Source organism: Streptomyces sp. NPDC038135, from assembly GCF_055601245.1.
Genome location: NZ_JBVJXS010000001.1, coordinates 411,788 through 436,473 on the forward strand (window position 1 = coordinate 411,788; position 24,686 = coordinate 436,473).

The window sequence follows — 24,686 nt, forward strand, 5'->3', positions numbered from 1 at the left end:
AGGCACACCATGTCGTTCGGGCTGCCGCCCGCGGGTTTCGGGGCTGCCGCGCCGCCTGTCTGGACGCCGCCGACGGAGATCGAGCAGGCTCTGCTGGAGGCCAAGGCACGGGAGGACTGGGCGGCGTACTTCGACACCCTCGCGGATAGCCGGCTGTACTTCGAGATCCGGCGTGACGGGGCGGACGCGGAGCCGAGCAGGACGATTCCCGTCTTCGGGCACGATCCACGGGTGGCCGGCGGGCGGGTGTGGGCCGTGTACACCGAGGGGATGCTGCCCGCGCCCGATCCGCACCGGGTGCTCGAGTGGCAGAAGCTCGGGTGGTTCGCCCAGGTGTGGGCGCCGGCCGATCCGGCGATGATCGTGGTCAACCCGGGGACTCCCTGCGAGGCGTTCCTGCCCTCCGCGCCGCCGCACTCCGCCGCGTGGGCCCAGTACGGCGCGCAGGAGCGGGCCCCGCTGGACCGGGCGCGGGTGCTCACGCTGCGGGTGGGCGGTCCGAAGGACGGGCCCGTGGCGCGCGGACTGGCCTGCGGAGCGCTGCTGATCGTGCGGGACGGGCTGGCCTGGAACGCCATGGCGTACCACGGGAACGGCTACACCGCGGAGCGGCGGCTGCTGCGCGAGTGGTGGGGCGTCGGGAGCCGGGAGGACTGGCAGGAGCAGCAGCGGGCGCTGCTCGATCCCGACGGCGCCAATCCCGTCTGGGAGTTCGCCCTCGAAGTGCGGCGGGCGATCGCGCGCGACTTCGGCGGGCATGTCGACACCGGCTACTGGCGGGACACCGTGGCCCGGGTGCTGCGCGCGCGTGCCGGCGGGGAGACCGTCCTCACCCCGGACGGGGTGACCACCACGCCCACCGTCCCGGAGGCGGAGACCGAGGCGCGCATCAAGGGGGTGCAGCACCTCATCGGCCGCATCACCCGGTACGAGGCCCGTTTCCGGGCCGACGGGATCCTGGACGGCAACCGGTACGTCGGCTCCGTGGACGCCTGGAACTTCGGCCGGGCGTCAGGGATGGCCCGCTGGGGGCTGGGGGCGCGGTACTGCTCACTGCAGGAGGCGGAGGGCGCCGTCGTACAGGCCGGCCGGGCCGCCGCGCGGTCGTACAGGTCGTGGCGGGACTTCGCCGCCGGATACATCCTCGGGCGCTGTCTGCACTTCGACGACGAGGAATTCGGGAGCTGGTACACGGACATGGTGGACGTGCACCAGGTGCTGATGTCCGATCCCGAGAGCCCTTGGCTCACCGTCTCCTTCCGATGAGGCCGACGAGGCCGTGACGCGCGGCTCCGGCGAGTTTCGGACGGAGCCCGCGTCATCCTCGGTTCCATATTGACCTGATCATGCCAACGCCGGACCATGAGCGCCAGCCCCGCACAGCGGACACACAGCTACCGGCTCCCCGTGTCCGCACCCGCACGTCGCACTGAGACACCCCAGCTCCCAGCTCCACTCCCCCACTTCCGGCGACCCCGGAACCCCTGGAGACCCAAGGAGAGTTCATGCGACTTCGCATCCGCGGCTCCGGCGCGCGCGGCGGCAGGCGTACCGCCGCACTCGGCACGCTGCTGGCCCTCGCTCTCGCCGCCCCCGTCTCGGCCACCGCCACGCACGCCACCGCCGAGAGTGCCCGCAAGGCCGCCCCGGCGTCCGGTGAGGACGTCCGGCAGTACGAGATCCACCGGAGTACGGACCCCGTGACGCGCACCGCCATCCAGGCCAGCGGCGTCACCGTCGACGAGGCCGACGGGGAGACCGTGGTCGTCTCGGGGCGGCCCGAGCAGATCCGGCGGCTGCGCCGGCTCGGGTACGACGTCACCCCGCTGGGCGCAGCGCCCGACCGGGCCGGCGCCCGCGGCGAGCAGCGGCTGTACGACTTCCCGAGCGCCGACTCGAAGTACCACAACTACGCCGAGGCGAACGCCGAGATCGACCAGCGGATCGCCGCCCACCCGGACATCATGAGCAAGCGGGTGATCGGGAAGTCGTACCAGGGCCGGGACATCGTCGCCGTCAAGGTCAGCGACAACGTGGGCGCCGACGAGGACGAGCCCGAGGTGCTGTTCACCTTCCACCAGCACGCCCGCGAGCACCTGACCGTGGAGATGGCCCTGTACCTGCTGCGCGAGTTCGCCGCCGGGTACGGGAGCGACTCCCGGATCACGAACCTCGTCAACAGCCGGGAAATCTGGCTCGTCCCCGACCTCAACCCGGACGGCGGCGAGTACGACATCGCCACCGGGTCGTACCGGTCGTGGCGGAAGAACCGGCAGCCCAACTCCGGGTCCTCGTACGTCGGGACCGACCTCAACCGGAACTGGGACTACAAGTGGGGCTGCTGCGGCGGCTCGTCGGGGACGAAGTCGTCCGAGACGTACCGCGGTTCGGCCGCCGAGTCCGCGCCCGAGGTGAAGGTCGTGTCCGACTTCGTGCGCAGCCGGGTCGTCGGGGGCAGGCAGCAGATCAGGGCCGGCATCGACTTCCACACCTACAGCGAGCTGGTGCTGTGGCCGTTCGGGTACACCTACTCGGACACGGCGACGGGGATGACCGCCGACGACGCCGCCGCGTTCAAGGCCGTGGGCCAGAAGATGGCCGCGAGCAACGGGTACACACCGGAGCAGTCGAGCGATCTCTACATCACCGACGGGTCGATCGACGACTACCTGTGGGGCACGCAGAAGATCTTCGACTACACCTTCGAGATGTATCCGACGTCCAGCCGGGACGGCGGGTTCTACCCGCCCGACGAGGTGATCGAGCGGGAGACCTCCCGCAACAGGGACGCGGTGCTGCAACTGCTGGAGAACGCCGACTGCATGTACCGGTCCATCGGCAAGGCCGCCCAGTACTGCGGCTAGGGAGATCGCGTGGGACGGGGGCGCCGGTTCCTCCCGGCGCCCCCGCCGTCACGCGGTCCTAGGCCTCTTCGAAGTACGCGTCGAGTACCGCGTCCAGCTGGGACTCCCACTCCGCGAAGCGGGACCTGGACGTCGCCTCGATCTCGATCGGGTACCAGCGGCGGTCCGGGGTGTGCACCGTGATGGTGAAACGCTTGCCGAAGCGGGCGGACTCGGTCTCGACCGCGGCGATCTCGTCCCAGCGGAACTCGCAGTCCTCCTCGTCCAGACGGAGGCGGACGCCGCGGCGGTCGGCCGCGAACCGGGCCCGGCGGTCGGAGGCCTCGAAGGCGGGAGCGCCGTCCTCGGGGGCGCTCTCCTCCTCCTGCTCCATTCCGCCGTCCGCCGGTTCGGCGGACGCCTCGGCGGGCTCCGGGGCCCCCGGGGTCGCGTCCTCGGTGCCGGACCGGTTCCCGGCCGCAGGCTTCGCGTCCTCGGTGCCGGGTCCGGCCCCGGCCGTCGGCCCGGCGTCCGCCGGTTCCGGTTCCGTCGCCGGTGCGGTGATCCCCGGGATGAAGGCCGGGTCGAAACCGGCGCCCTTGACGGGCTCGCCCTTCAGGGGCTGGCTGCTCGATCCTATGCGCTGGTCCACGGCGGCAGTATGGACGACATTCCTGTGCCGGAACCAGTCAGCTCACTCCTCACATCGGTTCACCCAGGTCACACTCACACAAACAGGCTCACCACCCCGGCCACCGCGAACCCGGCGACGGACAGCACCGATTCGAGCACCGTCCAGGTGCGCAGCGTGTCCCGCTCGGTGATGCCGAAGTACTTGGCGACCATCCAGAAGCCGCCGTCGTTGACGTGCGAGGCGAAGATGGAACCGGCCGACACGGCCATGATGACGAGGGCGACGAAGGCCTGGGAGTGGTGGCCCTCGGCCAGCAGCGGGGCCACGATGCCGGCCGTGGTGACGATGGCGACCGTGGCCGAGCCCTGGGCCACCCGCAGCACCACCGAGATCAGGTACGACAGCACGATCACCGGCAGGCCCACGCCGTTGAAGGTGTCCGACAGCGCCTGGGCCACCCCGCTCGCCTTGAGGACCGCGCCGAAGACACCGCCCGCGCCGACCACCAGCAGGATGTTGCCGACCGGCTTGAGCGAGGAGGTCGACACCGTCTCCAGGGACTTGCGGGACCAGCCGCGCCGGATGCCGAGCAGGTAGTAGGCGAGCAGCAGGGCGAGGGTGAGGGCGACGAAGGGGCTGCCGACGAACTCCAGCACCGAGCGGCCCGCGGAGGGGTCGAGGGCGATGGAGGAGAAGGTGGCGGCGAGGATCAGCACCAGCGGCGTGCCGATGATGGCGAGGACCGTGCCGAGCGGCACCGGCTGCTCCTGCGGCCGTACGCCCTGGGCGCGTTGCTCGGCGAGGACGGCCTGCCGGGCCTCCTCCGCGGCCTCGACCATATCCTGCGGTACGGCGACGAAGATCCGCCTGCCGATCCAGGCGGAGTACGCCCAGGCGGCCAGGACGGCGGGGACGCCGCAGACGACGCCCATGAGGACGACCCAGCCGAGCTGGACGTGCAGCAGTCCGGCGGCGGCGACCGGGCCGGGGTGCGGCGGCAGGAACGCGTGCGTCATGGACAGGCCGGCGAGCAGCGGCAGGCAGTACAGGAGGATCGACCTGCCGCTGCGCTTGGCGGCCGCGTAGACGATCGGGGCGAGCACGAAGATGCCGACGTCGAAGAAGACCGGGATGCCGAAGATCAGGCCGGTCAGCCCCATGGCGAGGGGCGCCCGGCGTTCGCCGAACAGGCGCAGCAGCCGGGATGCCAGCACCTCGGCGCCGCCGCTGACCTCGAGGATGGCGCCCAGCATCGTGCCGAGTCCGATGATGATGGCGACGTGGCCGAGGATGCCGCCCATGCCGGACTCGATGGTGGAGACGGCGTCGGAGCGCTGGACGGTGCCGAAGAGTTCGGTGACCGAGAGGCCGGCGAGCAGGCCGACGGTTATGGAGACGGCGAGCAGGGCGACGAACGGCTGCAGCCTGACCTTGATGATCAGGAAGAGCAGCAGGGCTATGCCGATGGCGGCGACGGTGAGGAGTCCGGCGGTGCCGTCGACGAGCAGGAGCAGGCCTCCGGTATGGGGTGGGGCGGCGGGCGCTGGAGCGGTTGCGGCGAGCGAATGGGACATTCGGGGGTCCTCTTCGTGAATGCATACTGCTTTCGGGCAGGGGGGATCGCGGCACGGCGCCGCGGGTGCGGTGCCGTGCCGTGTGCCGTGCGTGTGCCGGTGGTGCGAGGGGGAGGGTGCTGCGCGAGCCGCCGTCAGCCCAGGACGGCGAGGGCGTCGATCTCGATGAGCAGGCCGGGCGGCAGGCCTACGTAGACCGTGGTCCGGGCGGCGGGCGGCTGGGTGAGGCCCTGCTCGCCGAAGTAGGCGTTGTAGATCTCGTTCATCTCCGCGAAGTGGTCGACGTCGGTGAGGTAGACGCGGATCATCATCACGTCGTCCCAGCTCGCGCCGCCCTCCTCGAGGATCGCCTTGACGTTGGCGAGGGTCTGGAGGGTCTGCTCGCGCAGCGTCGGACCTGCGGGCGTGGGGGGCTTTCCCTCCTCGGCGGGCAGGAAGCCGACCTGGCCGGCGACCTGGAGGACGTTGCCCTTGCGCACCCCGTGGGAGAACATCGCGGGCGGTGTGGTGTGGGTCTTCGGGGTGAGCGCGGTCTTCTCGGTCATACGGGGGTGCCCTTCACTGGCGTTCTTCCGGAGTACTCGCCGCTGATGGCGTCCGCGGTACGGCGCACCTGCGGGAGCAGGGTGAGGAGTTCCTCGGCGGTGACGACGACGTTCGGCGCGGACACCGACATGGCGGCGACCACCCGGCCGTCGGCGCCGCGGACGGGGGCCGCGACGCAGTTGATGGACTCCTCGTGGCCACCGAGGTCGGTGGCCCAGCCCTGTTCGCGCACCTGCTCCAACTCGCGCAGGAACGCTGCGGCGTTGGGGGTGGAGCGGGGCGTGTAGAGGGGGTAGTCGAGCTGGTCCGCGAGAGCGCGGCGCTCGGGTTCGGGGAGGTCGGCGAGGAGGAGTTTCGCCACGGCCGCGACCGTGATCGCCACGGGCTTGCCGATCCGCGAGTACATCCGGACCGGGTAGCGGCTCTCCACCTTGTCGATGTAGAGGACCTCGTTCTCCTCGTGGACGGCGAGGTGCACGGTGTGGCCGCAGGCCTCGTTGAGCCGGACGAGGTGGGGGTGGGCGATCTCGCGGATGTCGAGGTTCTCCATCGCCTCCTGGGCGAGGGCGAAGAGGCGCGCGCCGAGCCGGTAGCGCTGGTCGGACTGGCGGTAGACCAGGCCGTGCTCGTGCAGGGTGCGCAGGAGGCGCAGCGCGGTCGATTTGTGCACGCCGAGGCGGTCGGCCACCTGGCCGAGGTCGGCGGGGCCCTCGGCGAGCAGCGGCAGGATGCTGAGGGCGCGGTCGACGGTCTGGCTCATGGGGTGTTCGCCTCCTCCTGGGCCCGGTCGGTCCGGGTCCAGCCGGGGCCGAGTCGAAGTCTCCCCCATGCCTCGTCGTCCAGGGCGGCCAGGCGGTCGGCGTGGTCGCGGGCGGGTGGGGCGGCGAGGTCGGCGGGGGTGGTGAGGGCGGCGGCCGCCATGAGGTGGCCGTGGCGGAGGCGGTGCTTCAGCGGCAGGCCGCGCAGGGTGGCGGAGAGGAAGCCGGCGGCGAACGCGTCGCCCGCGCCGACGGGCGCGACGACGTCCACGTGCGGGGCCGGTTCGCGGACGGGCGGGGCCGCGGCGGGCCGTGGCGCGCGGCCGGTCGCGGGAGCCCCGCCGTCCGGACGGAGGGGCTGCTCGGCGTCGCCGTGCGCGAACGCCGTCGCGCCCTGGGCGGCCTGCTTGACGACCAGCAGCGCGGGTTCGGGGAGCAGGGCGCGGATCGCGGCCGGGCCGCCCGTGACGCCCCAGGTGTGCTCCGCCTCGTCCTCGCCCACGAAGACGACGTCGGCGGCCCGGGCCAGTTCCAGCAGCACCTCGGCTCCGTCGGCGCGGGTCCACAGGCCCGGGCGGTGGTTCACGTCGAAGGAGAGCAGGGGGCGCCCGGCGGTCGGCCGGGAGAGGTGCCGTACGAGGTCCAGGCACTGCGCGGACAGCGCCGCCGTGATGCCCGACAGGTGGAGCACGCGGCCGGCGCGGACCGCCGTGAGGTCCGTGTTGGCCGCGGACATCGCGGAGGCCGCCGAGCCGGCCCGGTAGTAGGCCACCTCGTGGTCGGCGGCGGCCCGGTCGGCCGCCGTGCGGAAGTAGACGCCGGTGGGGCGGGCCGGGTCGGTGCGGACGGCGGCGACGTCGACGCCGTAGCCCGCGATCCGCTCCACCAGGTGGCTGCCGAAGCCGTCCGCGCCGACCCGGCTCACCCACCGCGTGGAGTGGCCGAGGGCGGCCAGTACGCAGGCCACGTTGGACTCCGCGCCGCCGATGCCCCGTTCGAAGGAGGGGACGTCGGCGAGGCGGCCCGGCCGGGTGGGCAGGAAGGTGACCATGGACTCGCCGAGCGTGACGACATCCACGACGTTCACGATGGTGGGGCTCCTCGTCGTCCTGAGGGTGAGCGGCTTTCGTTGACCCTGTGTCGGCCGAGATGCTAGACAGCAGTGAGCGACATACGCAATGGGCGTTGCATATGATGCAACGCATCGGATCAGGAGGGTCACATGCCCCGCGAAACCGGCACCGAAGCGCTCGCCCGCCTCGCCGAGGAACGGGTGGACCACCGCTTCAAGGGCCTCCCGCCGGACGCCGAGGGCCTGACCGTCGCCGAGCTGGCCGCCCAGCGCCGCAACCTCTTCACGGGCGGGTTCAGCACGCCCGTCCTCGCCCTCTCCGCCGAGCGGCTGGAGCACAACCTGGCGCTCATGGAGGCCTACGCCGAGCGGCACGGCCTCGCCTTCGCGCCGCACGGCAAGACCTCGATGGCCCCGCGGCTCTTCCAGCGGCAGATCGAGCACGGCGCCTGGGGCATCACCCTCGCGGTGCCGCACCAGGTGTGGGTGGCCCGGGCGTTCGGCGTCGAGCGGATCTTCCTGGCCAACGAGCTGGTGGATCCGGCCGCACTGCGCCGCGTCGCCGCCGAGCTGGCGGCCGACCCGGCGTTCCGTCTCGTCTGCTACGTCGACTCGGTGCGCGGGGTCGAGCTGATGGACGCGGCCCTGCGCGGCGCCGTCCGCCCGGTGGACGTCGTGGTGGAGCTGGCCGCGGGCGAGGGCGCCCGTACCGGGGTGCGCACGGAGGCGGAGTGCGCGGCCGTCGCCGACGCCGTGGCCGCCGTACCGACGCTCCGGCTGGTCGGGGTCGCGGGGTACGAGGGCGAGGTGCCGCGGGCCGACACCGCGCGGGTGACGGCCTATCTGCGGCGGCTGACGGCACTGGCCGCCGACTTCGACAAGAGCGGCCGGTTCGCCGGGGTGGACGAGATCGTGGTGAGCGCCGGCGGCAGCGCGTGGTTCGACGCGGTGGCCGAGGTGTTCGCGGAGATCCCCGAACTGTCCGCGCCCGTGCTCAAGCTGCTGCGCTCGGGCGCCTACGTCTCGCACGACGACGGGCACTACCGCAGGCTCACCCCGTTCACCCGGGTCCCCCAGGAGGGCGCGCTGGAGCCCGCGTTCCGGCTGTGGGCGCAGGTCGTGTCCCGGCCCTCGTCCGAGCAGGCCTTCGTCAACGCGGGCAAGCGGGACGCGGCGCACGACCTGGACCTGCCCGAGGCCCAGGTGGTGCGCCGGGACGGCGTCGAGCGCCCGGCCGACGGGATCACCGTGACGGGCCTGTCCGACCAGCACGCCTGGCTGCGCACCACCGGGGAGGCGGACCTGGAGGTCGGCGACTGGGTCGGCTTCGGCCTGTCCCACCCCTGCACGTCCTTCGACAAGTGGCAGCTCATCCCGCTGGCCGAGGCGGACGGAACGGTCGTCGACTACATCCGCACGTTCTTCTAGGAGGCACCGTGGAGGAGCTGGTCATCCGGGACGCGGACGTCGTCGACGGCAGCGGCGCCGACTCCTACCGGGCCGACGTGGTGGTCGACGGCGGCCGGATCGTCTCCATCGTCAAGGAGGCCGCGGCGGCGGGCTGCCAACGGCCCCGGGCACGGCGGGAGCTGGACGCGGAGGGGCTCGTCCTGTCCCCCGGCTTCATCGACATGCACGCCCACTCCGACCTGGCCCTGCTGCGCGACCCGGACCACAGCGCGAAGCTCGCCCAGGGCGTGACGCTCGAGGTCGTCGGGCAGGACGGGCTGTCGTACGCGCCGGTGGACGACCGCACGCTGGCCGAGGTCCGCCGCGCGATCACCGGCTGGAACGGGTACGGCGACGACGTCGACCTCGACTGGCGCACGGTCGGCGAGTACCTGGACCGCCTCGACCGCGGGATCGCCGTGAACGCGGCCTACCTGGTCCCGCAGGGCACGGTCCGCGCGATGGCCGTCGGCTGGGAGGACCGCCCGGCGACCGGCGCGGAGCTGGACCGGATGCGGCGGCTGGTGGCGGAGGGCCTGGAGCAGGGCGCGGTCGGCCTGTCCTCCGGGCTCACCTACACGCCCGGCATGTACGCCGACGACGCCGAACTGACCGAGCTGTGCCGGGTGGTGGCCTCGTACGGCGGCTACTACTGCCCGCACCACCGGTCCTACGGCGCCGGCGCCCTGGAGGCGTACGCCGAGATGGTGGAGCTGACCCGGAAGGCGGGGTGCCCGCTGCACCTGGCCCACGCGACGATGAACTTCGGCGTGAACGAGGGGCGCGCGCCCGAACTCCTCGCCCTGCTCGACCGGGCGCTGGACGCCGGCGCCGACATCACCCTGGACAGCTATCCGTACACCCCCGGCTGCACCACCCTCGCCGCGCTGCTGCCGAGCTGGGCGGGCGAGGGCGGACCGGAGGGGATCCTGACCCGGCTCGCCGACCCGGCGACCGCCGAGCGCGTCCGGCACGACCTCGAGGTCACCGGCTCGGACGGCTGCCACGGCGTGCCGGTGGAGTGGGACACGATCGAGATCTCCGGGGTGACCGTCCCGGCTCTGGCGGACCATGTCGGGCGGACCGTGCGGGAGTCGGCGGACGCACGCGGCGAGGACCCCTGGACGACCGCCCGCCGGCTGCTGGTCGAGGACCGGCTCGGCACGACGATCCTGCAGCACGTCGGCCACGAGGAGAACGTCCGCGCGATCATGCGGCACCGCGCCCACACCGGCGGCTCCGACGGCATCCTGCGGGGCGCGAAGCCGCATCCGCGGGCCTACGGCACCTTCCCCCGCTACCTCGGGCACTACGTGCGGGAGGCGGGCGTGCTGACGCTGGAGGAGTGCGTCGCCCATCTCACCGCGCGGCCCGCGGCCCGGCTGCGGCTGCCGGACCGGGGCCTGGTGCGCGAGGGCTACCGGGCCGACCTGGTGCTGTTCGACCCGGACACCGTCGCCTCCGGCGCCACCTTCGCCGAGCCCCGCGTGCTCCCGGCCGGGATTCCGTACGTGCTGGTCGACGGCCGGCTCGCGATCGAGGACGGCCGCCGCACGGACGTGCTGGCGGGCCGGGCGGTCCGCCGGACGCCGGTGTGACCGCCCGGGCCCGCCACGGCCCGGACGGGGGCCGTGGCGGCGGACGCTACGGCTTGGGCAGGGTGCAGCCGGACGCGCTCAGGTTCAGCTTGTTGCCGGTGGTGAAGCAGGCCGGGATGTTGTAGGTCTCCTCGGCGTAGTTGATGCCCTGGCGGACGGTGACGTTGCCGCTCTGGTCGACCTCGCACGGGTTGTTCTCGGTGCAGCGCTGGCCGTCCTCGTTGCCCGTGTTGTTGACGGCGACGACCTTGCCGGTTGCGGTGTCGATCACCGGCGAACCCGAGGTGCCGCCGATGGTGTTGCACGCGGAGGTGTAGCGGACCGAGTCCTTCCAGGTCCAGTCGCCCTCCTTCAGGCGGTACACGAAGCCGTCGATGTTGCAGCTGTAGATCCGCTTCCAGTAGCCGGAGACGACCTTGATGGCGGTGCCCGCGACCGGGTGGGTGTCCTGCATGGTGAGCGGGCTGATGCCGTACGAGCTCTTGATGGCCGCGTAGGTGGTGGTGGTGCGGTAGATCGTGACGTCGGTGTCCGTCATGGTCGAGTAGACGACCTGGTTGGCGCGGAGCGTGGCGACCTTGCTGCCGGAGGAGTTCAGCAGACCGAAGCTGCGGCTGGAGGACTGGCCGGTGATGACCTGGCCGGGCGCCGGGAAGCCGGTCTCCAGGCAGTGGCCGTTGGTCAGCACGAGCGCCGGGTCGGTGTCCGCGGAGTTGGGGAAGCGGATGACCGAGCCGGAGCAGTTGCTGAGCGAGACGGTCCCGGCGAAGTTGACGGTCACCGCGTTGGCCGCCTTGGCCTGCGGTGCGGCGACCGCCGGGGTCGCGCCCAGCCCGGCGATGGCCAGGGAGGAGAGCGCGGCCAGGAGAGGCTTGTTCATGTGGGGGTCCCCTCTTACGACTTGGGCGACCGGAGATCTTCCGGCCGCCTTGCGTCTTGTCATGAGCATTCTCATGAGAGGGGCGTGCGGGGGCAAGCAGTTGTATGCGACGACATGACCGCCCGGGGCATACGCGCACGTTTGTCGGACGGCGGGCCGCAACTCGCCTGCCACCCCTACCCACTTGACGGCGCGTTACGGCCGTCTCCCGCTACCGGGGGCGCTTGGTCGCGCCGTGGCCGTGTCCCCGGCCGCCGCCCGGGGTGCCCCAGCCGGACTCCGTCGGCGTGGCGGACGAGGGCGCGGGCGTGCGGCTGGCGGGGACGGCGGAGGCCGTGGCGGCCGGGGAGCCGGGCGCGGCGGACGTGGCGGATGCCGTGGGACGGGCGGCGCCGGTGGCCGCCGGACCGTCGGCGGCGGGCGCGGTGGACGACGGCGTCGCGGGAAGGCCGGACCCGGCGCCGGGCGCGCTCGACGCGGGGCCGGAGGAGTCCGCGGGGGTGGTCGCGGCGCCGGGGACACGGGCGGGCCCGTCGCCCGCCGGGCGGGGGCCGGACGGGCCGCCGTCAGGCCAGGCGAGCACCGCGATCAACGCCACCGCGCCGGCCGCGCCGAGGCCGCCGGCGACGACCGCCGTCCGGCGGCGGGCGGGCGCCCGCCGCTTGCGCCGCCGGTCGCGGCGGCCGCCGTCCACGCGGCCCGCCACGGGGGCGGAGGGCCCGGCGGGTCCGGGCGGTCCGGCGACGGCGGGCAGCTCGCGGGTCTCGTCGTAGGCGTTCTGCCAGCCGTGGGCGGCGGCGGGGTCGGCGTACTCCTCGTACGAGGGGGCCGCGGCCGTCTGCGGGTGGTACACGTTCGGCTGAACCTCCGGTTCGCCGCCGCCACCGTGCGCCTCGTACAACCCCGCCCTCCCCTTGCCCGGCCCGTCTTCGCGCCGTCCCCTGCCGCACCGGGCACGTCAGCGGCCTCGGCGCACCGGCGCATTCTAGGGACGCGAGCGACTCCTGAGACAGCTACCGCCGATAACAAGGCAAACCACACCGTCTCAAGTGGCGGAAGACACCACCCATGAGCCGTTACCGGGTCGTAAGCTCACGGACATGCAGGTGATCCAGTCGACCAAGCTCGCCAACGTCTGTTACGAGATCCGGGGCCCGGTTCTCGAGGAGGCGATGCGCCTGGAGGCGGCCGGGCACCGCATCCTGAAGCTCAACACGGGCAATCCGGCCGCCTTCGGCTTCGAGTGCCCGCCGGAGATCCTCGAGGACATCCTGCGCAACGTCTCCGGCGCGCACGGCTACGGCGACGCCAAGGGCCTGCTGGCCGCCCGGCGCGCGGTCGTCATGCACAACCAGACCATCGGCATCGAGACGGACGTCGAGCACGTCTACATCGGCAACGGCGTCTCCGAGCTGATCGTGATGGCGATGCAGGGCCTGCTGGACGACGGCGACGAGGTGCTCGTCCCGGCCCCGGACTACCCGCTGTGGACGGCGGCCGTGTCCCTGTCCGGCGGCACCGCCGTGCACTACCGCTGCGACGAGCAGTCCGACTGGATGCCCGACCTCGCCGACGTCGAGCGCAAGGTCACCGACCGCACCAAGGCGATCGTCATCATCAACCCGAACAACCCCACGGGCGCGGTGTACGACGAGGCGGTGCTCAAGGGCCTGACCGACATCGCCCGCCGGCACAACCTGCTGGTCTGCTCGGACGAGATCTACGACAAGATCCTCTACGACGGCGCCACGCACACCCCGACCGCGAAGGTCGCCCCCGATCTGCTGACCCTCACCTTCAACGGCATGTCCAAGGCCTACCGGGTGGCCGGCTACCGCGTCGGCTGGATGTCGATCTCGGGTCCGCGCGCCCACGCCGACTCCTACATCGAGGGCCTGACGATCCTGGCGAACATGCGCCTGTGCGCGAACATGCCGGGCCAGCACGGGGTCGTGGCCGCGCTCAGCGGCCGGCAGACGATCAACGAGCTGGTGCTGCCGGGCGGCCGGCTCAAGGAGCAGATGGACGTCGCCTACGAGCTGCTGACCCAGATCCCGGGCGTGAGCTGCGTCCGCCCCAAGGGCGCGCTGTACCTGTTCCCGCGCCTGGACCCGCAGGTCTTCAAGATCAAGGACGACCGGCGGATGGTGCTGGACCTGCTGCGCCAGGAGAAGATCATGGTCGTCCAGGGCACCGGGTTCAACTGGCCCGAGCCGGACCACTTCCGGGTGGTGACGCTGCCCAGCGCCGGCGACCTCCGGGACGCGGTGACCCGGATCGGAACCTTCCTGGACGGCTACGGCCAGCCCTAGGTCGTGTCCGCGAAGTCGCGTCGTCCGCCCGCAGGGCGGGCGTCGCGGCGTCCGGTGCGTGCTCTCGGCGGGCCGGCCGGATGCCCTCGTACTGGGTGTACTCGGGCTTTCGGCCGGTGCGGCGAGAGTGCGTGCCGGGCGTCGTGACGCAGACGCGACTTTGCGGACACGGCCTAGCGCCCGTCGCCGGAGCGCCCGCGGTCCCTGCCGACGGTAGCCGGAGGGCCGCGATCCGTGACCCGACTCAACTTTAGACGAAATCCAAGCTAGGATGGCTTCCTGTCAGAGCACAGGAGGCCATCCCCATGTACGAACCGATCCGCACCAAGTCGGTCCACAGCACGATGGCCGGCGATCCTTCCGACTTCCCGCACCGCTCGCGCGAGGAGGAGCTGGACATCCAGCTCGCCGGGCATCTCGCGGCCCTGCTCGCCGTCACGGACGAACTGCGGGCCCTGACCCCCTCCGCCGCTCTGGACGCGGCCGCCGAGCGGCTCGCGGCCCAGGTGACCCGGCTGCGCGGCGGCAGCGCGCCGCTGCGCGCCCAGCCCACCGCCGCCGGTGAGCCGGCGGGCCTGCACCGCCGGGCGCACGCCCTCGCGGGCCGCGCCCTGGTGGTCGCCGCCTCCCGCGCCGACACGGCGGCCGCGATCCTGTCCGCCGAGCGGATGGACGCGCACGCCGCCGCCCTGGCCGGGCCGAGGGAGCTCAGCCCGGCCCGCTGACCCCGCCCGGGGTCCCCCGATCGGCCCCGGTCCGCGCGCATCCTGCAGCGACGCGCGGACCGGGTGCCACACATCCGGTCGCACTCGGCGGCGGACGTCCGCCGTCGCCGGTGCCGTCGCGCCCACTGCGCCCCTTACCCGCTTGATCGGGCGCTCCGCCGGTGCCGGTGGGATGCCGGCAGGCGCCGTGAACGGGCGGCGAGAGGACGCGCGACGGGGCCCCGCACGCCTTTGTGCGGGGCCCCGTCGGGGTTGTCACCACGGCCGGCCGTGACGATCGCTGGTCAGGGCATCCGGACCGGCCGTGGAGTCATGGGGTGCGGGTCTCAGCCCAGGCGCCGCACCAGCGCGTGGTACTGGTCCCACAGCTCCTTCGGGGTGTGGTCGCCGAAGGTGTTGAGGTGGTCGGGGACCAGGGCGGCCTCCTCGCGCCAGACCTCCTTGTCGACCGTGAGCAGGAAGTCCAGGTCGGAGTCGGACAGGTCGAGGCCGTCGGTGTCCAGCGCCTCCTTGGTCGGCAGGACGCCGATGGGGGTCTCGACGCCCTCGGCCCTGCCGTCCAGCCGGTCCACGATCCACTTCAGGACGCGGCTGTTCTCGCCGAAGCCCGGCCAGACGAACTTGCCCTCGTCGTTCTTGCGGAACCAGTTGACGTAGTAGATCTTCGGGAGCTTGGACTGGTCCTTGTCCTTGGCCACGTCGACCCAGTGACCCATGTAGTCGCCCATGTTGTAGCCGCAGAACGGCAGCATGGCGAACGGGTCGCGGCGCAGCTCACCGACCTTGCCCTCGGCGGCGGCCGTCTTCTCGGAGGCCACGTTGGCGCCCAGGAAGACACCGTGGTTCCAGTCGAAGGACTCCGTCACCAGCGGCACCGCGCTGGCCCGGCGGCCGCCGAAGAGGATCGCCGAGATCGGCACGCCCTTGGGGTCCTCCCACTCCGGCGCGATGATCGGGCACTGCGAGGCCGGGGTGGTGAAGCGGGCGTTGGGGTGGGCGGCGGGCGTACCGGACTCGGGCGTCCAGGAGTTGCCCTTCCAGTCGGTGAGATGGGCCGGGGTCTCCTCCGTCATCCCCTCCCACCACACGTCGTTGTCGTCCGTCAGCGCCACGTTGGTGAAGACCGAGTTGCCCCACAGCGTCTTCATCGCGTTGGCGTTGGTGTGCTCGCCGGTGCCGGGGGCGACGCCGAAGAAGCCGGCCTCGGGGTTGATCGCGTACAGCCGGCCGTCCTCGCCGAAGCGCATCCAGGCGATGTCGTCGCCGATGGTCTCCACGGTCCAGCCGGAGACCGTCGGCTCCAGCATGGCGAGGTTGGTCTTGCCGCAGGCGCTCGGGAAGGCGGCGGCGACGTACTTGGACTCACCCTGCGGCGGGGTGAGCTTGAGGATCAGCATGTGCTCGGCCAGCCAGCCCTCGTCGCGGGCCATGACGGAGGCGATGCGCAGCGCGTAGCACTTCTTGCCGAGCAGGGCGTTGCCGCCGTAGCCGGAGCCGTAGGACCAGATCTCGCGGTCCTCGGGGAAGTGGGAGATGTACTTGGTGGAGTTGCACGGCCAGGGGACGTCCTCCTGGCCGTCCTCCAGCGGGGCGCCGACGGTGTGCACGGCCTTGACGAAGAAGCCGCTGTCGCCGAGCTCGTCGAGGACCGGCTGTCCCATGCGGGTCATGGTGCGCATGGAGACCGCGACGTAGGCGGAGTCGGTGATCTCGACGCCGATCGCGGAGAGCGGGGAGCCCAGCGGGCCCATGCAGAACGGGACGACGTACATCGTCCGGCCCCTCATCGAGCCGCGGAAGACGCCGCCCTCGCCGCCGGAGCCCTGGAAGATCTCCCGCATCTCGTCCGGGGCCTTCCAGTGGTTGGTCGGGCCGGCGTCCTCCTCCTTGGCGGAGCAGATGAAGGTCCGGTCCTCGACGCGTGCGACGTCGGTGGGGTCGGAGGCCGCGTAGTAGGAGTTGGGGCGCTTGATCGGGTCGAGCTTGCGGAAGGTGCCCTTCTGGACGAGCTCCTCGCACAGCCGCTCGTACTCGGCCTCGGATCCGTCACACCAGACCACGCTGTCCGGCTGCGTCAGTTCGACGATCTCGTTGACCCACGAGATCAGTTCCTGGTGGTTGGTGGGGACGCCGGTGGGAGCCGCGATGTCGCGCGCCACGATTGCTCCTAAATGAGGGATTTTTTGTCTTGTCGCCCCGTGGGGGCCTCGACCCGGACGCTTCGTAGCCGCTCATCCGGTGCCGACCGCACTCATTTGATCATCCGATTCTAGTGCCCATCTGTCCAGAGGGCATCACAAGTGAGCAACGTGAGGAACGCCACGCTTACCGCGGTTTTTTGCGTCCACATGAAGTTCGACAGAAGGACTTTTTGCGTTGGGGCCCTCTTGGGGGTGCGCTGACAGGCGACTTACGGGGCCGTAGGTACCATGCCGGGCATGACTGCGCCCGTCCCCGACGCGCCCAACGACACGCCGGCCGCCGGCCGCGGTCCCGTGGCGCTCACCCTGCCGCACCCGGTCAAGCCCAGGCTGCGCGGCTGGCTGCACCTCGGAATGTTCCCCGCCGCGCTCGTCGCGGGGCTCGTGCTCACCGCCCTCGCCGACTCCAGCAGAGGCCGGATCGCGTGCGGCGTCTACGCCCTGACGGCCTGCCTGCTCTTCGGCGTCAGCGCGCTCTACCACCGGGGCAACTGGAGCCCGCGGATGGACGGCGTCCTGCGCCGGCTGGACCACGCCAACATCTTCCTGATCATCGCGGGCACCTACACACCGCTGACCATGCTGCTCCTGCCCGGCGCCAAGGGTCAGTGGCTGCTGTGGGGCATCTGGACCGCTGCCGCCGCGGGCATCCTCTTCCGCGTCTTCTGGGTCGGCGCCCCGCGCTGGCTGTACACGCCCTGCTACATCGCGATGGGCTGGGCGGCGGTCTTCTTCCTGCCCGACTTCATGCGCAGCGGCGGCATCGCCGTCCTGGTGCTGGTCGTCGTCGGCGGCCTGCTGTACAGCGCCGGGGGCGTGGTCTACGGCATCAAGCGGCCGAACCCCTCACCGCGCTGGTTCGGCTTCCACGAGGTATTCCACTCCCTCACCCTCGCCGCCTTCGTCGTCCACTACGTCGGCATCTCGCTGGTCGCGTACCAGCACGCGTAGGCGCCCGGGCGCCTACGCCCGCCCGGCGCCGGGCACGGTCGCCTCCGGGCCGCGGTGCCGGACAATGACCGGTATGACGGCAGCACCCTCCCCCCACTCCCCCGCCGGCCGTCCCCGGCCTGGCCTGCGGGAACGCAAGAAGCTCAAGACCCGCGAGGCGATCCGCACCGCGACGTACGCGCTGGTCGGGGAGCAGGGGTACGACGCCACGACGATCGAGCAGATCGCCGAGCGGGCCGAGGTGTCGCCGTCGACCGTCTTCCGGTACTTCCCGGCCAAGGAGGACATCGTCCTCACGGACGGGTACGGCCCGCTGCTGGTGCGGGAGTTGCTGGCCCGCCCGGCCGGCGAGCCGTGGACGGACTCGCTGCGGTACGTGACGGACCGGGCCGTCGACGTGATGGCGCGGCAGGACCCCGGGGTGCTGCGGATGCGGGCGCGCCTCGGCGTCGACGTCCCCGCCGTCCGCTCCCGGATGATGGAGAGCGTGGCGGAGACCGGGCGGCTGCTGCGCGGCGCCCTCGCCGGGCGGACCGGCCTCGACCCGGACGGCCTGGAGGCGCGCGTCCACGCGATGTCCCTGGCCGGCGGCCTGCTGGAGGTCTACCTCGCCTGGGCGGAGAACGACTTCGAGGACGATCTGCGCGACCTCGTGCGGCGGGCCCTGGACGTCCTGGAGCACGGCCTGCCCGGCGGAAATCCGTGAGCCCCGGCGTACCGCGCCGTGTCATCCTGACCGGGTGAACGGTCCCGAGATCCACGTCGAGTTCGCCCCCGGCCTGGCCCTGTTCGTCCCGAGCGCTCGGCGCCGGGGCGCCACCGCCCTCACCACCGACGGCGTCTCGACCCTCGGCCACGTCGTCGAGTCGGCGGGCGTCCCGCTGACCGAGGTCGGCTCCCTGTGGGTCGGCGGCCGCCAGGTGCCCACCTCGTACGTCCCGGTCGCGGGCGATGAGGTGGAGGTCCGCTCGGTGACCCGCCCCCAGCGGGTCACCGGCGCCCCGCTCCGCTTCCTGCTCGACGTCCACCTCGGCACCCTCGCCCGCCGGCTGCGCCTGCTCGGCGTGGACACGGCGTACGAGTCGACCGACATCGGCGACCCGGCGCTGGCCGCGCGCTCGGCCGGCGAGCAGCGGGTCATGCTCAGCCGCGACCGGGGGCTGCTGCGCCGCCGCGAGCTGTGGGCCGGCGCGTACGTCTACAGCACCCGCCCCGAGGACCAGCTCCGCGACGTCCTGGAGCGCTTCGCCCCCGAGCTGCGCCCCTGGACCCGCTGCACCGCGTGCAACGGCCTGCTGGCGGAGGCCACCAAGGAGGAGGTCGCCGACCAGCTGGAGCACGGCACCCGGCACACGTACGACGTCTTCGCCCGGTGCGGCGACTGCGGCCGCGCCTACTGGAAGGGCGCGCACCACGACCGGCTGGAGACGATCGTGGAGCGCGCCCTGGCGGAGTTCAGCGGGCGGGGCTGACGCCGCCCGCCGGTCAGCCGGTGCTCAGCGCCCGGCCGAGCCGCTCCGGGTCCGTCGTCGGGGCGTCGCAGGTGAAGTTCCGGCAGACGTAGGCCGCCGGCCGGCCGTCCACCAGCGGGCGGTCGGCGAGCAGCGGGAACTCCTCGCCGCCGGGGGGCCCGGCCGCGACCACCGCGCCCGGCGCGGTGCCGAGCAGCGCCGTGCGGTGCAGGGCCGCCGTCGCCTCGTCGGTGAGGGACGGGCCGACCACCGCCACCTCCCGGGGCCCGTCGAGCAGCGCCTCGGCGACGGCGAGGCCCCAGCCGATGAACCGGGGCACCCGCGGGCCCAGGGCCTTCACGACGCCCAGCGCCCGCTCGGCGGCGGTGCGGTGGACCTCGGAGCCCGTGTGGGCGGCGTAGCCCAGCAGGGCGCCCGCAGCGGCGCTCCACCCGGAGGGGGTGGCGTTGTCGGTGGGGTCCTGCGGCCGGCGGATGAGCTGCTCGGCGTCGGCGGCGGTGTCGTACAGGGCGCCGCCGGAGTCGCCGAAGCGGGCCGGCACCTGGTCGAGGAGCAGTCCGGCGAAGTCCAGCCACACGCCCTCCCCGGTCACGGACGCGAGCGCGAGGAAGCCCTCGGCGACGTCGGCGTAGTCCTCCAGCACCCCGGTGTTGGGCCCGACCCGGCCGTCCCGGCTGGTCCGGGCGAGGTGGGCGTGCTCGTCCAGGTGCACCCGGACCAGGAGATCGGCGGCCGCGACGGCCGCCCGGACCAGGTCGGGCCGGTCGAAGTAGGCGCCGGTCTCGGCGAGCGCGGCGATCGCCAGCCCGTTCCAGGCGGCGACGACCTTGTCGTCCCGGCCGGGGGCGGGGCGCAGCGCCCGCCGCGCCAGCAGGCGCTCCTTGACCGACGCCACCTGCCCGGCGTCGAAGACGCCCTCGGTCTGCGGAAGTTGCAGCACCGACCGGCCGTGCTCGAAGGTGCCCTCCTCCGTCACCCCGAAGTACCGGGCGGCCCGTTCGGCGTCCTCGCCGAGGGCGTCGCGCAGCTCCTGCGGGGTCCAGACGTAGTAGGCACCTTCGACGTGGGCGCCGGTGCCGTCGTCGCTGTCCGCGTCGAGGGCCGAGGCGAACCCGCCCTCGTCCGTGCGCAGTTCCCGGACCATGAAGTCGGCGGTCTCCAGGGCGACCCGCCGCGCGAGCTCGGAGCCCGTCGCCCGCCACAGGTGCGCGTAGACCCGGCACAGCAGCGCGTTGTCGTACAGCATCTTCTCGAAGTGGGGCACGATCCAGTCGCGGTCGACGGAGTAGCGGGCGAAGCCGCCGCCGAGCTGGTCGTAGATCCCTCCGCGGGCCATCCGCTCGCAGGTGTCGGACGCCATCTGCAGGGCGCCCTCGGCGCCGGTGCGCGCGTGGTGCCGCAGCAGGAACTCCAGCACCATCGACGGCGGGAACTTCGGCGCCCCGCCGAATCCGCCGCGCTGCGGGTCGTACTCCCGGGTGAGCGCGAGCAGCGCCTGGGCGAGTTCCTGTTCCCCGGGCGGCTCGGCGCCCTGGTGGCCCAGCTCCCGCTGGGAGAGGTCCCGCACGATCTTGCCGGCGACCTCGCCCACCTCGTCCCGCCGGTCGGCCCAGGCATGCTGGACGCCCTCCAGCACCTGCCGGAAGGAGGGCATGCCGTGCCGGGGCTCGGGCGGGAAGTAGGTGCCGAAGTAGAACGGTTCGGCGTCCGGCGTGAGGAACACGGTCATGGGCCAGCCGCCCTGACCGGTGGCCGCCTGGACGGCCTCCATGTAGACCGCGTCGACGTCGGGGCGTTCCTCGCGGTCGACCTTGATGCTGACGTAGTGCTCGTTCAGGTAGTCGGCCGTGGCCTGGTCCTCGAACGATTCACCTGCCATGACATGGCACCAGTGATCAGCCGGCTAAGTGGCACGACGAATAGCCCACCGAAAGAAGGATGGGAACGTCGCGCCTCTTGGCCTCTTGCATCGCCTCCTCTCCCCATGGCCACCAATCCACTGGATTGCCGGCGTGCTGGAGGAGATACGGCGACTGGGAGTGAGCCAGTCGATTCATACCAGCATCGTCGCACGGCCGGGGCCGTCCGGCCCAGCACGCACGGCTGGCGCCCGGGCGGCGGATTCCACCCCGCAGCGCGTGCCGCGGGAGGCCGGACGCAGTGGGGGGCCGCGCCCAGCGCGGCCCGCCGGGCGGTGGAGGCCGCCGGTGCGGCGGAACGGCGGGACGGCCGTCCGGCCCGGGCCGGGCGAGCGCTGCGCCGGGCCACCGCGCCGGCCCCTGACGGGAGGGTCGGCGGTACGCGTACGGGTGAGAAAACCCTCTCGTCGTGACCGCGGAAACGGGCTGCCGACAAGGGAGTTGTCACCAAATCCGCACGCCTTCGCTGATCGTCGCCCCCTCGCCAACCCGCGGTCCCCGAAGGACACTCTTAGCCAACGGAGTTGACGCCGACAGGGGGACGGGACATGCGGGACGGCCATCGGACCGAGGCCGAGCGGCTGCTGGCGCGGGCCGTGGACGAGGAGGTACGGCGCTCCGGCGGCCGCACCGACGGGCAGTCGCTGCTGTCACGGGCGCGCGGCTCGCTGGACACCATGGCGCAGCAGGCAGCCGAGGAGTACGAGACCTACGTCCGCGCGCTCGACGAGGCCGAGGCGGGCCGGGTCACCTTCGGCCAGCGCTACGCGCGCGAGGGCGCGGGAACGGCGCTGCTGGTGGCCGCCGTCGCCGCGGTGGCCGCCGCGGTCGCCGACCTGTCCCTGGGCACCGGCGCCGGCACCGCCGTCGGCGCGGGCGTCACCGTGGGCGTGGTGGGCGCCGCCGCGACGGTGGTGAAGGTGGCCGGCTCCCATCTGCCGGCCGCCCATCACCGGGCGGGCGAGGCCGGTCAGCCCGGGGGCCCTGAGCAGCTCCGGCTGCAGTGGCTGACCGCGCTGGAGGTGCGCGGCATCCGCCCGTTCCTCGACCAGCAGCGGGTGCTCACCGCCTCGACCGGGCCGAAGAAGAAGACCGGCCCGGCGCTGCGCGGCGCCGACAAGAGCGCGGCGGCCCGAAGGCGCACGGTGCTGGAGCAGTCCTTCGGGCAACTGCCCGAACCCGACGGACCGTTCGCGGGGCGGCGGCCGGAGCTGGCGCGGATCAGGCAGTGGGCGCAGGCCGCCCGGGCGGCCACCGAGACCCGGCCGACGGTCGTCGTGCTGCACGGCGAGCCCGGCTCGGGCCGCACCACGCTCGCGGTCCGCGCGGCGCACGACCTCAGGGACCACTTCCGCGGGGCGGTCGTCGTGGACCTGCGCGGCGGCAGCAGGGACGAGCCGCCGCTGCCCGTCCGGGACGCGCTGCTGCATCTGCTGAACCGGCTCGGCGCGCCCCGTGAGCAGTTGCTGTTCCGCGAGCGTTCCTCCCCGGACCAGCAGGTCAAGCGGCTGTCCGAGCTGTACCACCGGCACCTCACCGGGCTTCCCGTGACCATTGTGCTGGACGACGCCTCGGACCCGGAGCAGGTGCGCGCCCTGGTGCCCGAGCACTCCGACAGCCTGGTGCTGGTCACCGCCCGCACCGCGCTCGAACTGCCCGCCGAGCTCAGTGCCTGGGTGCACCACCTGCCGGTGCGGGAGCTGGACGCGGCGGGCGCCGAGGAACTGCTGGCGGCGACGGCGCAGGACGCCTCGGGGCCGTACGACGCGGAGTCCGCCGACCAGGTGCGCCGGTTGTGCGGAGGGCTGCCGCTCGCGCTGCGCGTCGCCGGCTCGTCGCTCGGCCCGCGGTCCTCCCGGCAGCTCGCCTCCGACCTCGGCGCGTACGGCCCGGTCGAGCCGGTGGAGCGGGCGCTGTGGCTGCGCTACACCGACCAGCCCGACGCCACCCGCCGGCTGCTGCGCAGGCTGGCGCTGGCCGGCCGGGCCTCGCTCGGCGCGGCGGCCGCAGCCGCCCTGCTGGCCACCGACGAGCCGGAGGCCACCCGGCATCTGTCGGCCCTCGCGGACGCCGGCCTGATCGACCATGTGCGCGGCGACCGCTACCGGCTGCACGACCTGGTGCGGGCCTTCGCCCGGGCCCGGCTGGCGGACGAGGAGGACCCGGCCGAGCGGGCGGCCGCGCAGGAGCGGCTGATCGTGAACTACTCGGAGCTGGCCGACTCGGTGCTGCGCCTGGTCGACGGCAACATGTCGACGCGCTCGAACCAGTTCGGCGGGCACGGCTTCACCTCGCTGGACGAGGCGCTGCGCTGGCTGGACGACGAGTCCAGCTTCATCACGGCCGCGCTGCGCCACGCCGAGGGCGTGGACCAGACCGCCGTGCAGAACCTGCTCGGCGCCCTGTGCGACTACTGCCTGCTGCGCGGCGACCTCTACCGCCTCGGTGAGATCAGCGAGCTTGCGCAGGCCGTGGACGAGGGCCTGCTGATGCGCTCCGTGCAGTGGCGCACCGGTATCGCGGCCCGGCAGCTCGGCGAGCTGGACAAGGCGCGCACCACACTGGCCTCCGTGGTCGACCTCTACCGGGAGGCCCACCACGACGCGGGCGCGGCCCGCGCGCTGTGCTCCCTCGGCATCACCCTGCACCACCAGGGCAACCTCACCGAGGCCGCGGCCCGGCTGCAGGAGGCCCTGGACCTGCAGGCCGCAGAGGAGCTGGCGACCGACCGGGCCTGGACGATGCACGCGCTGGCGGCGGTGCAGCGGGACCGGGCCCGGCTGGCGGAGGCCCTGGACCTGCTCACCCGCTCGCTGGTCCTGCACCGGCAGGGCGGCTCCGTGCACGGGGAGGCGTGGGCGCACTTCCAGCTCGGGCAGCTCGCCCTGCGCATGGGCGACGTGCCGAGGGCGGAGACGGAGCTGCGGGCCGCCCTGGAGCGCTACGGCCAGACGCACGACGCGCGCGGCGAGGCCTGGGCGCTGACCCAGCTCGCCCGGGCCCGGCTGGTCGACGGGGACGCCGGGCCGGCCGTGGAGGACCTCCGGCGCGCGGCGGCGCGGCACCGGGAGAACGAGGACGCGCGCGGCGAGGCCTGGACGCTGTTCCACCTCGGGCAGGCGCTGGAGGAGACGGGAGAGCTGGACCAGGCGGTCCGGGAGCTGGAGCGGTCCCGGCAGATGTTCTCCCGGATGCGGGACGTCTACGGCCTGGCCTGCGCCCGGCACCACTCGGCGCGGGTCACCCGCGACCAGCGGGCGGCGCAGACCGGCTCGCTGCGCAACTCCGGCTTCGCCCGGCAGCTCCTCGTCGACGCCCGCGCCGACTTCCAGCGCATCGGCGTCGCCCACGGCGAGGCCTGGAGCTGTCTGGAGCTGGCGGTCGTGGACGCGGGCAACGCCCGGATACAGCAGGCGCTGGCGCTGTGCGACGAGGCGCTGAACCTGTTCACGTCCTACGGCGACCGCCGCGGTGAGGACTGGGCGCGGTTCCTGCGCTGCACCCTGCTGCCGTACGCGGCGCCGGGCGGGGTGGAGGTGGGCACGGCGGTCGCACAGGAGGAGCTGGCCCAGCTCGCCCGGGCCTCGCATCCGCTGCGGGACGAGAAGCTGGACGAGTGGGTGCCGGCCTACGCCCTGCTGCTGGAGCGGGGCGTGAACCTGGAGGCGGGCTGGCAGGCGTGGCGTCTGCGCATGACCCCGGACCGCCACGCCCGGGAGGTGATGGGAGTGGCGGTTCCGGAGCGGGACTGA

At 73.1% G+C, this 24,686-nt stretch carries 18 protein-coding genes and 1 pseudogene; 10 read left to right on the top strand and 9 right to left on the bottom strand.

The features are described 5' to 3' along the window. Positions 1–9: 9 nt before the first annotated feature. On the top strand, positions 10–1,266 hold the full coding sequence (locus tag ACZ7JA_RS01955; protein ID WP_470806842.1) for a DUF1266 domain-containing protein: 1,257 nt from the start codon (positions 10–12) through the stop codon (positions 1,264–1,266). Positions 1,267–1,505: 239 nt separating this feature from the next. Then, the gene (locus ACZ7JA_RS01960) at positions 1,506–2,864 is read left to right on the top strand and encodes a M14 family metallopeptidase (RefSeq protein WP_389303905.1); all 1,359 of its coding nucleotides are present in this window, start codon (positions 1,506–1,508) and stop codon (positions 2,862–2,864) included. Positions 2,865–2,922: 58 nt separating this feature from the next. On the opposite strand, the gene ACZ7JA_RS01965 is transcribed toward ACZ7JA_RS01960, so the two are convergent. From ACZ7JA_RS01965 to ACZ7JA_RS01985, 5 genes are all read right to left on the bottom strand, one after another. Next, the gene (locus ACZ7JA_RS01965) at positions 2,923–3,495 is read right to left on the bottom strand and encodes a hypothetical protein (protein ID WP_389446109.1); all 573 of its coding nucleotides are present in this window, start codon (positions 3,493–3,495) and stop codon (positions 2,923–2,925) included. Between the two features lie 74 nt (positions 3,496–3,569). Continuing rightward, the gene (locus tag ACZ7JA_RS01970) at positions 3,570–5,051 is read right to left on the bottom strand and encodes a GntP family permease (RefSeq protein WP_351671615.1); all 1,482 of its coding nucleotides are present in this window, start codon (positions 5,049–5,051) and stop codon (positions 3,570–3,572) included. Between the two features lie 134 nt (positions 5,052–5,185). Next, on the bottom strand, positions 5,186–5,596 hold the full coding sequence (locus tag ACZ7JA_RS01975; protein WP_351671613.1) for a RidA family protein: 411 nt from the start codon (positions 5,594–5,596) through the stop codon (positions 5,186–5,188). Then, a complete protein-coding gene (locus ACZ7JA_RS01980; RefSeq protein WP_143627454.1) occupies positions 5,593–6,357 on the bottom strand; it encodes an IclR family transcriptional regulator in 765 nt (254 codons plus the stop codon). The genes ACZ7JA_RS01975 and ACZ7JA_RS01980 overlap by 4 nt, the downstream gene beginning before the upstream one ends. Further along, a complete protein-coding gene (locus ACZ7JA_RS01985) occupies positions 6,354–7,406 on the bottom strand; it encodes a sugar kinase (protein WP_389304125.1) in 1,053 nt (350 codons plus the stop codon). The genes ACZ7JA_RS01980 and ACZ7JA_RS01985 overlap by 4 nt, the downstream gene beginning before the upstream one ends. 171 nt (positions 7,407–7,577) lie before the next feature. Here ACZ7JA_RS01985 and ACZ7JA_RS01990 point away from each other — a divergent pair, with 171 nt between their 5' ends. Continuing rightward, a complete protein-coding gene (locus ACZ7JA_RS01990) occupies positions 7,578–8,855 on the top strand; it encodes an amino acid deaminase (RefSeq protein WP_393437445.1) in 1,278 nt (425 codons plus the stop codon). Positions 8,856–8,863: 8 nt separating this feature from the next. Then, positions 8,864–10,474: an N-acyl-D-amino-acid deacylase family protein gene (locus ACZ7JA_RS01995; RefSeq protein ID WP_470806844.1), complete on the top strand. Its 1,611-nt coding sequence runs from the start codon at positions 8,864–8,866 to the stop codon at positions 10,472–10,474. 46 nt (positions 10,475–10,520) lie between these two features. On the opposite strand, the gene ACZ7JA_RS02000 is transcribed toward ACZ7JA_RS01995, so the two are convergent. Then, on the bottom strand, positions 10,521–11,354 hold the full coding sequence (locus ACZ7JA_RS02000; RefSeq protein WP_351671603.1) for a S1 family peptidase: 834 nt from the start codon (positions 11,352–11,354) through the stop codon (positions 10,521–10,523). Positions 11,355–11,565: 211 nt separating this feature from the next. Further along, positions 11,566–12,255, bottom strand: coding sequence for a hypothetical protein (locus ACZ7JA_RS02005; protein ID WP_470806845.1), 690 nt, complete (start codon positions 12,253–12,255; stop codon positions 11,566–11,568). Between the two features lie 199 nt (positions 12,256–12,454). On the opposite strand from ACZ7JA_RS02005, the gene ACZ7JA_RS02010 reads away from it, so the two are divergent. Together ACZ7JA_RS02010 and ACZ7JA_RS02015 are read left to right on the top strand one after the other, a co-directional pair. Then, the gene (locus tag ACZ7JA_RS02010; RefSeq protein ID WP_351671597.1) at positions 12,455–13,666 is read left to right on the top strand and encodes a pyridoxal phosphate-dependent aminotransferase; all 1,212 of its coding nucleotides are present in this window, start codon (positions 12,455–12,457) and stop codon (positions 13,664–13,666) included. Between the two features lie 305 nt (positions 13,667–13,971). After that, positions 13,972–14,391 (top strand): SCO4983 family protein, encoded by a 420-nt coding sequence (locus ACZ7JA_RS02015; RefSeq protein ID WP_470806846.1) that lies wholly within the window; start codon positions 13,972–13,974, stop codon positions 14,389–14,391. Between the two features lie 326 nt (positions 14,392–14,717). Here ACZ7JA_RS02015 and ACZ7JA_RS02020 read toward each other — a convergent pair whose 3' ends face one another. After that, entirely contained in the window at positions 14,718–16,550 is a 1,833-nt protein-coding gene (locus ACZ7JA_RS02020; RefSeq protein ID WP_470806847.1) for a phosphoenolpyruvate carboxykinase (GTP), read from the bottom strand. Positions 16,551–16,829: 279 nt separating this feature from the next. Here ACZ7JA_RS02020 and trhA point away from each other — a divergent pair, with 279 nt between their 5' ends. The 3 genes from trhA (at position 16,830) to ACZ7JA_RS02035 (ending at position 19,015) form a co-directional block, all read left to right on the top strand. After that, positions 16,830–17,543: a PAQR family membrane homeostasis protein TrhA gene (trhA, locus tag ACZ7JA_RS02025; protein WP_351671589.1), complete on the top strand. Its 714-nt coding sequence runs from the start codon at positions 16,830–16,832 to the stop codon at positions 17,541–17,543. Between the two features lie 73 nt (positions 17,544–17,616). Then, positions 17,617–18,249, top strand: a complete 633-nt coding sequence (locus ACZ7JA_RS02030) for a TetR/AcrR family transcriptional regulator (RefSeq protein ID WP_470806849.1) — start codon at positions 17,617–17,619, stop codon at positions 18,247–18,249. A gap of 34 nt (positions 18,250–18,283) precedes the next feature. Then, positions 18,284–19,015, top strand: coding sequence for a Mut7-C RNAse domain-containing protein (locus ACZ7JA_RS02035; RefSeq protein ID WP_389303891.1), 732 nt, complete (start codon positions 18,284–18,286; stop codon positions 19,013–19,015). A 13-nt stretch (positions 19,016–19,028) separates the two neighbouring features. Here ACZ7JA_RS02035 and ACZ7JA_RS02040 read toward each other — a convergent pair. Then, positions 19,029–21,072, bottom strand: a pseudogene (locus ACZ7JA_RS02040) (thioredoxin domain-containing protein). Positions 21,073–21,482: 410 nt separating this feature from the next. On the opposite strand from ACZ7JA_RS02040, the gene ACZ7JA_RS02045 reads away from it, so the two are divergent. Continuing rightward, the gene (locus ACZ7JA_RS02045) at positions 21,483–24,686 is read left to right on the top strand and encodes a tetratricopeptide repeat protein (RefSeq protein WP_351671580.1); all 3,204 of its coding nucleotides are present in this window, start codon (positions 21,483–21,485) and stop codon (positions 24,684–24,686) included.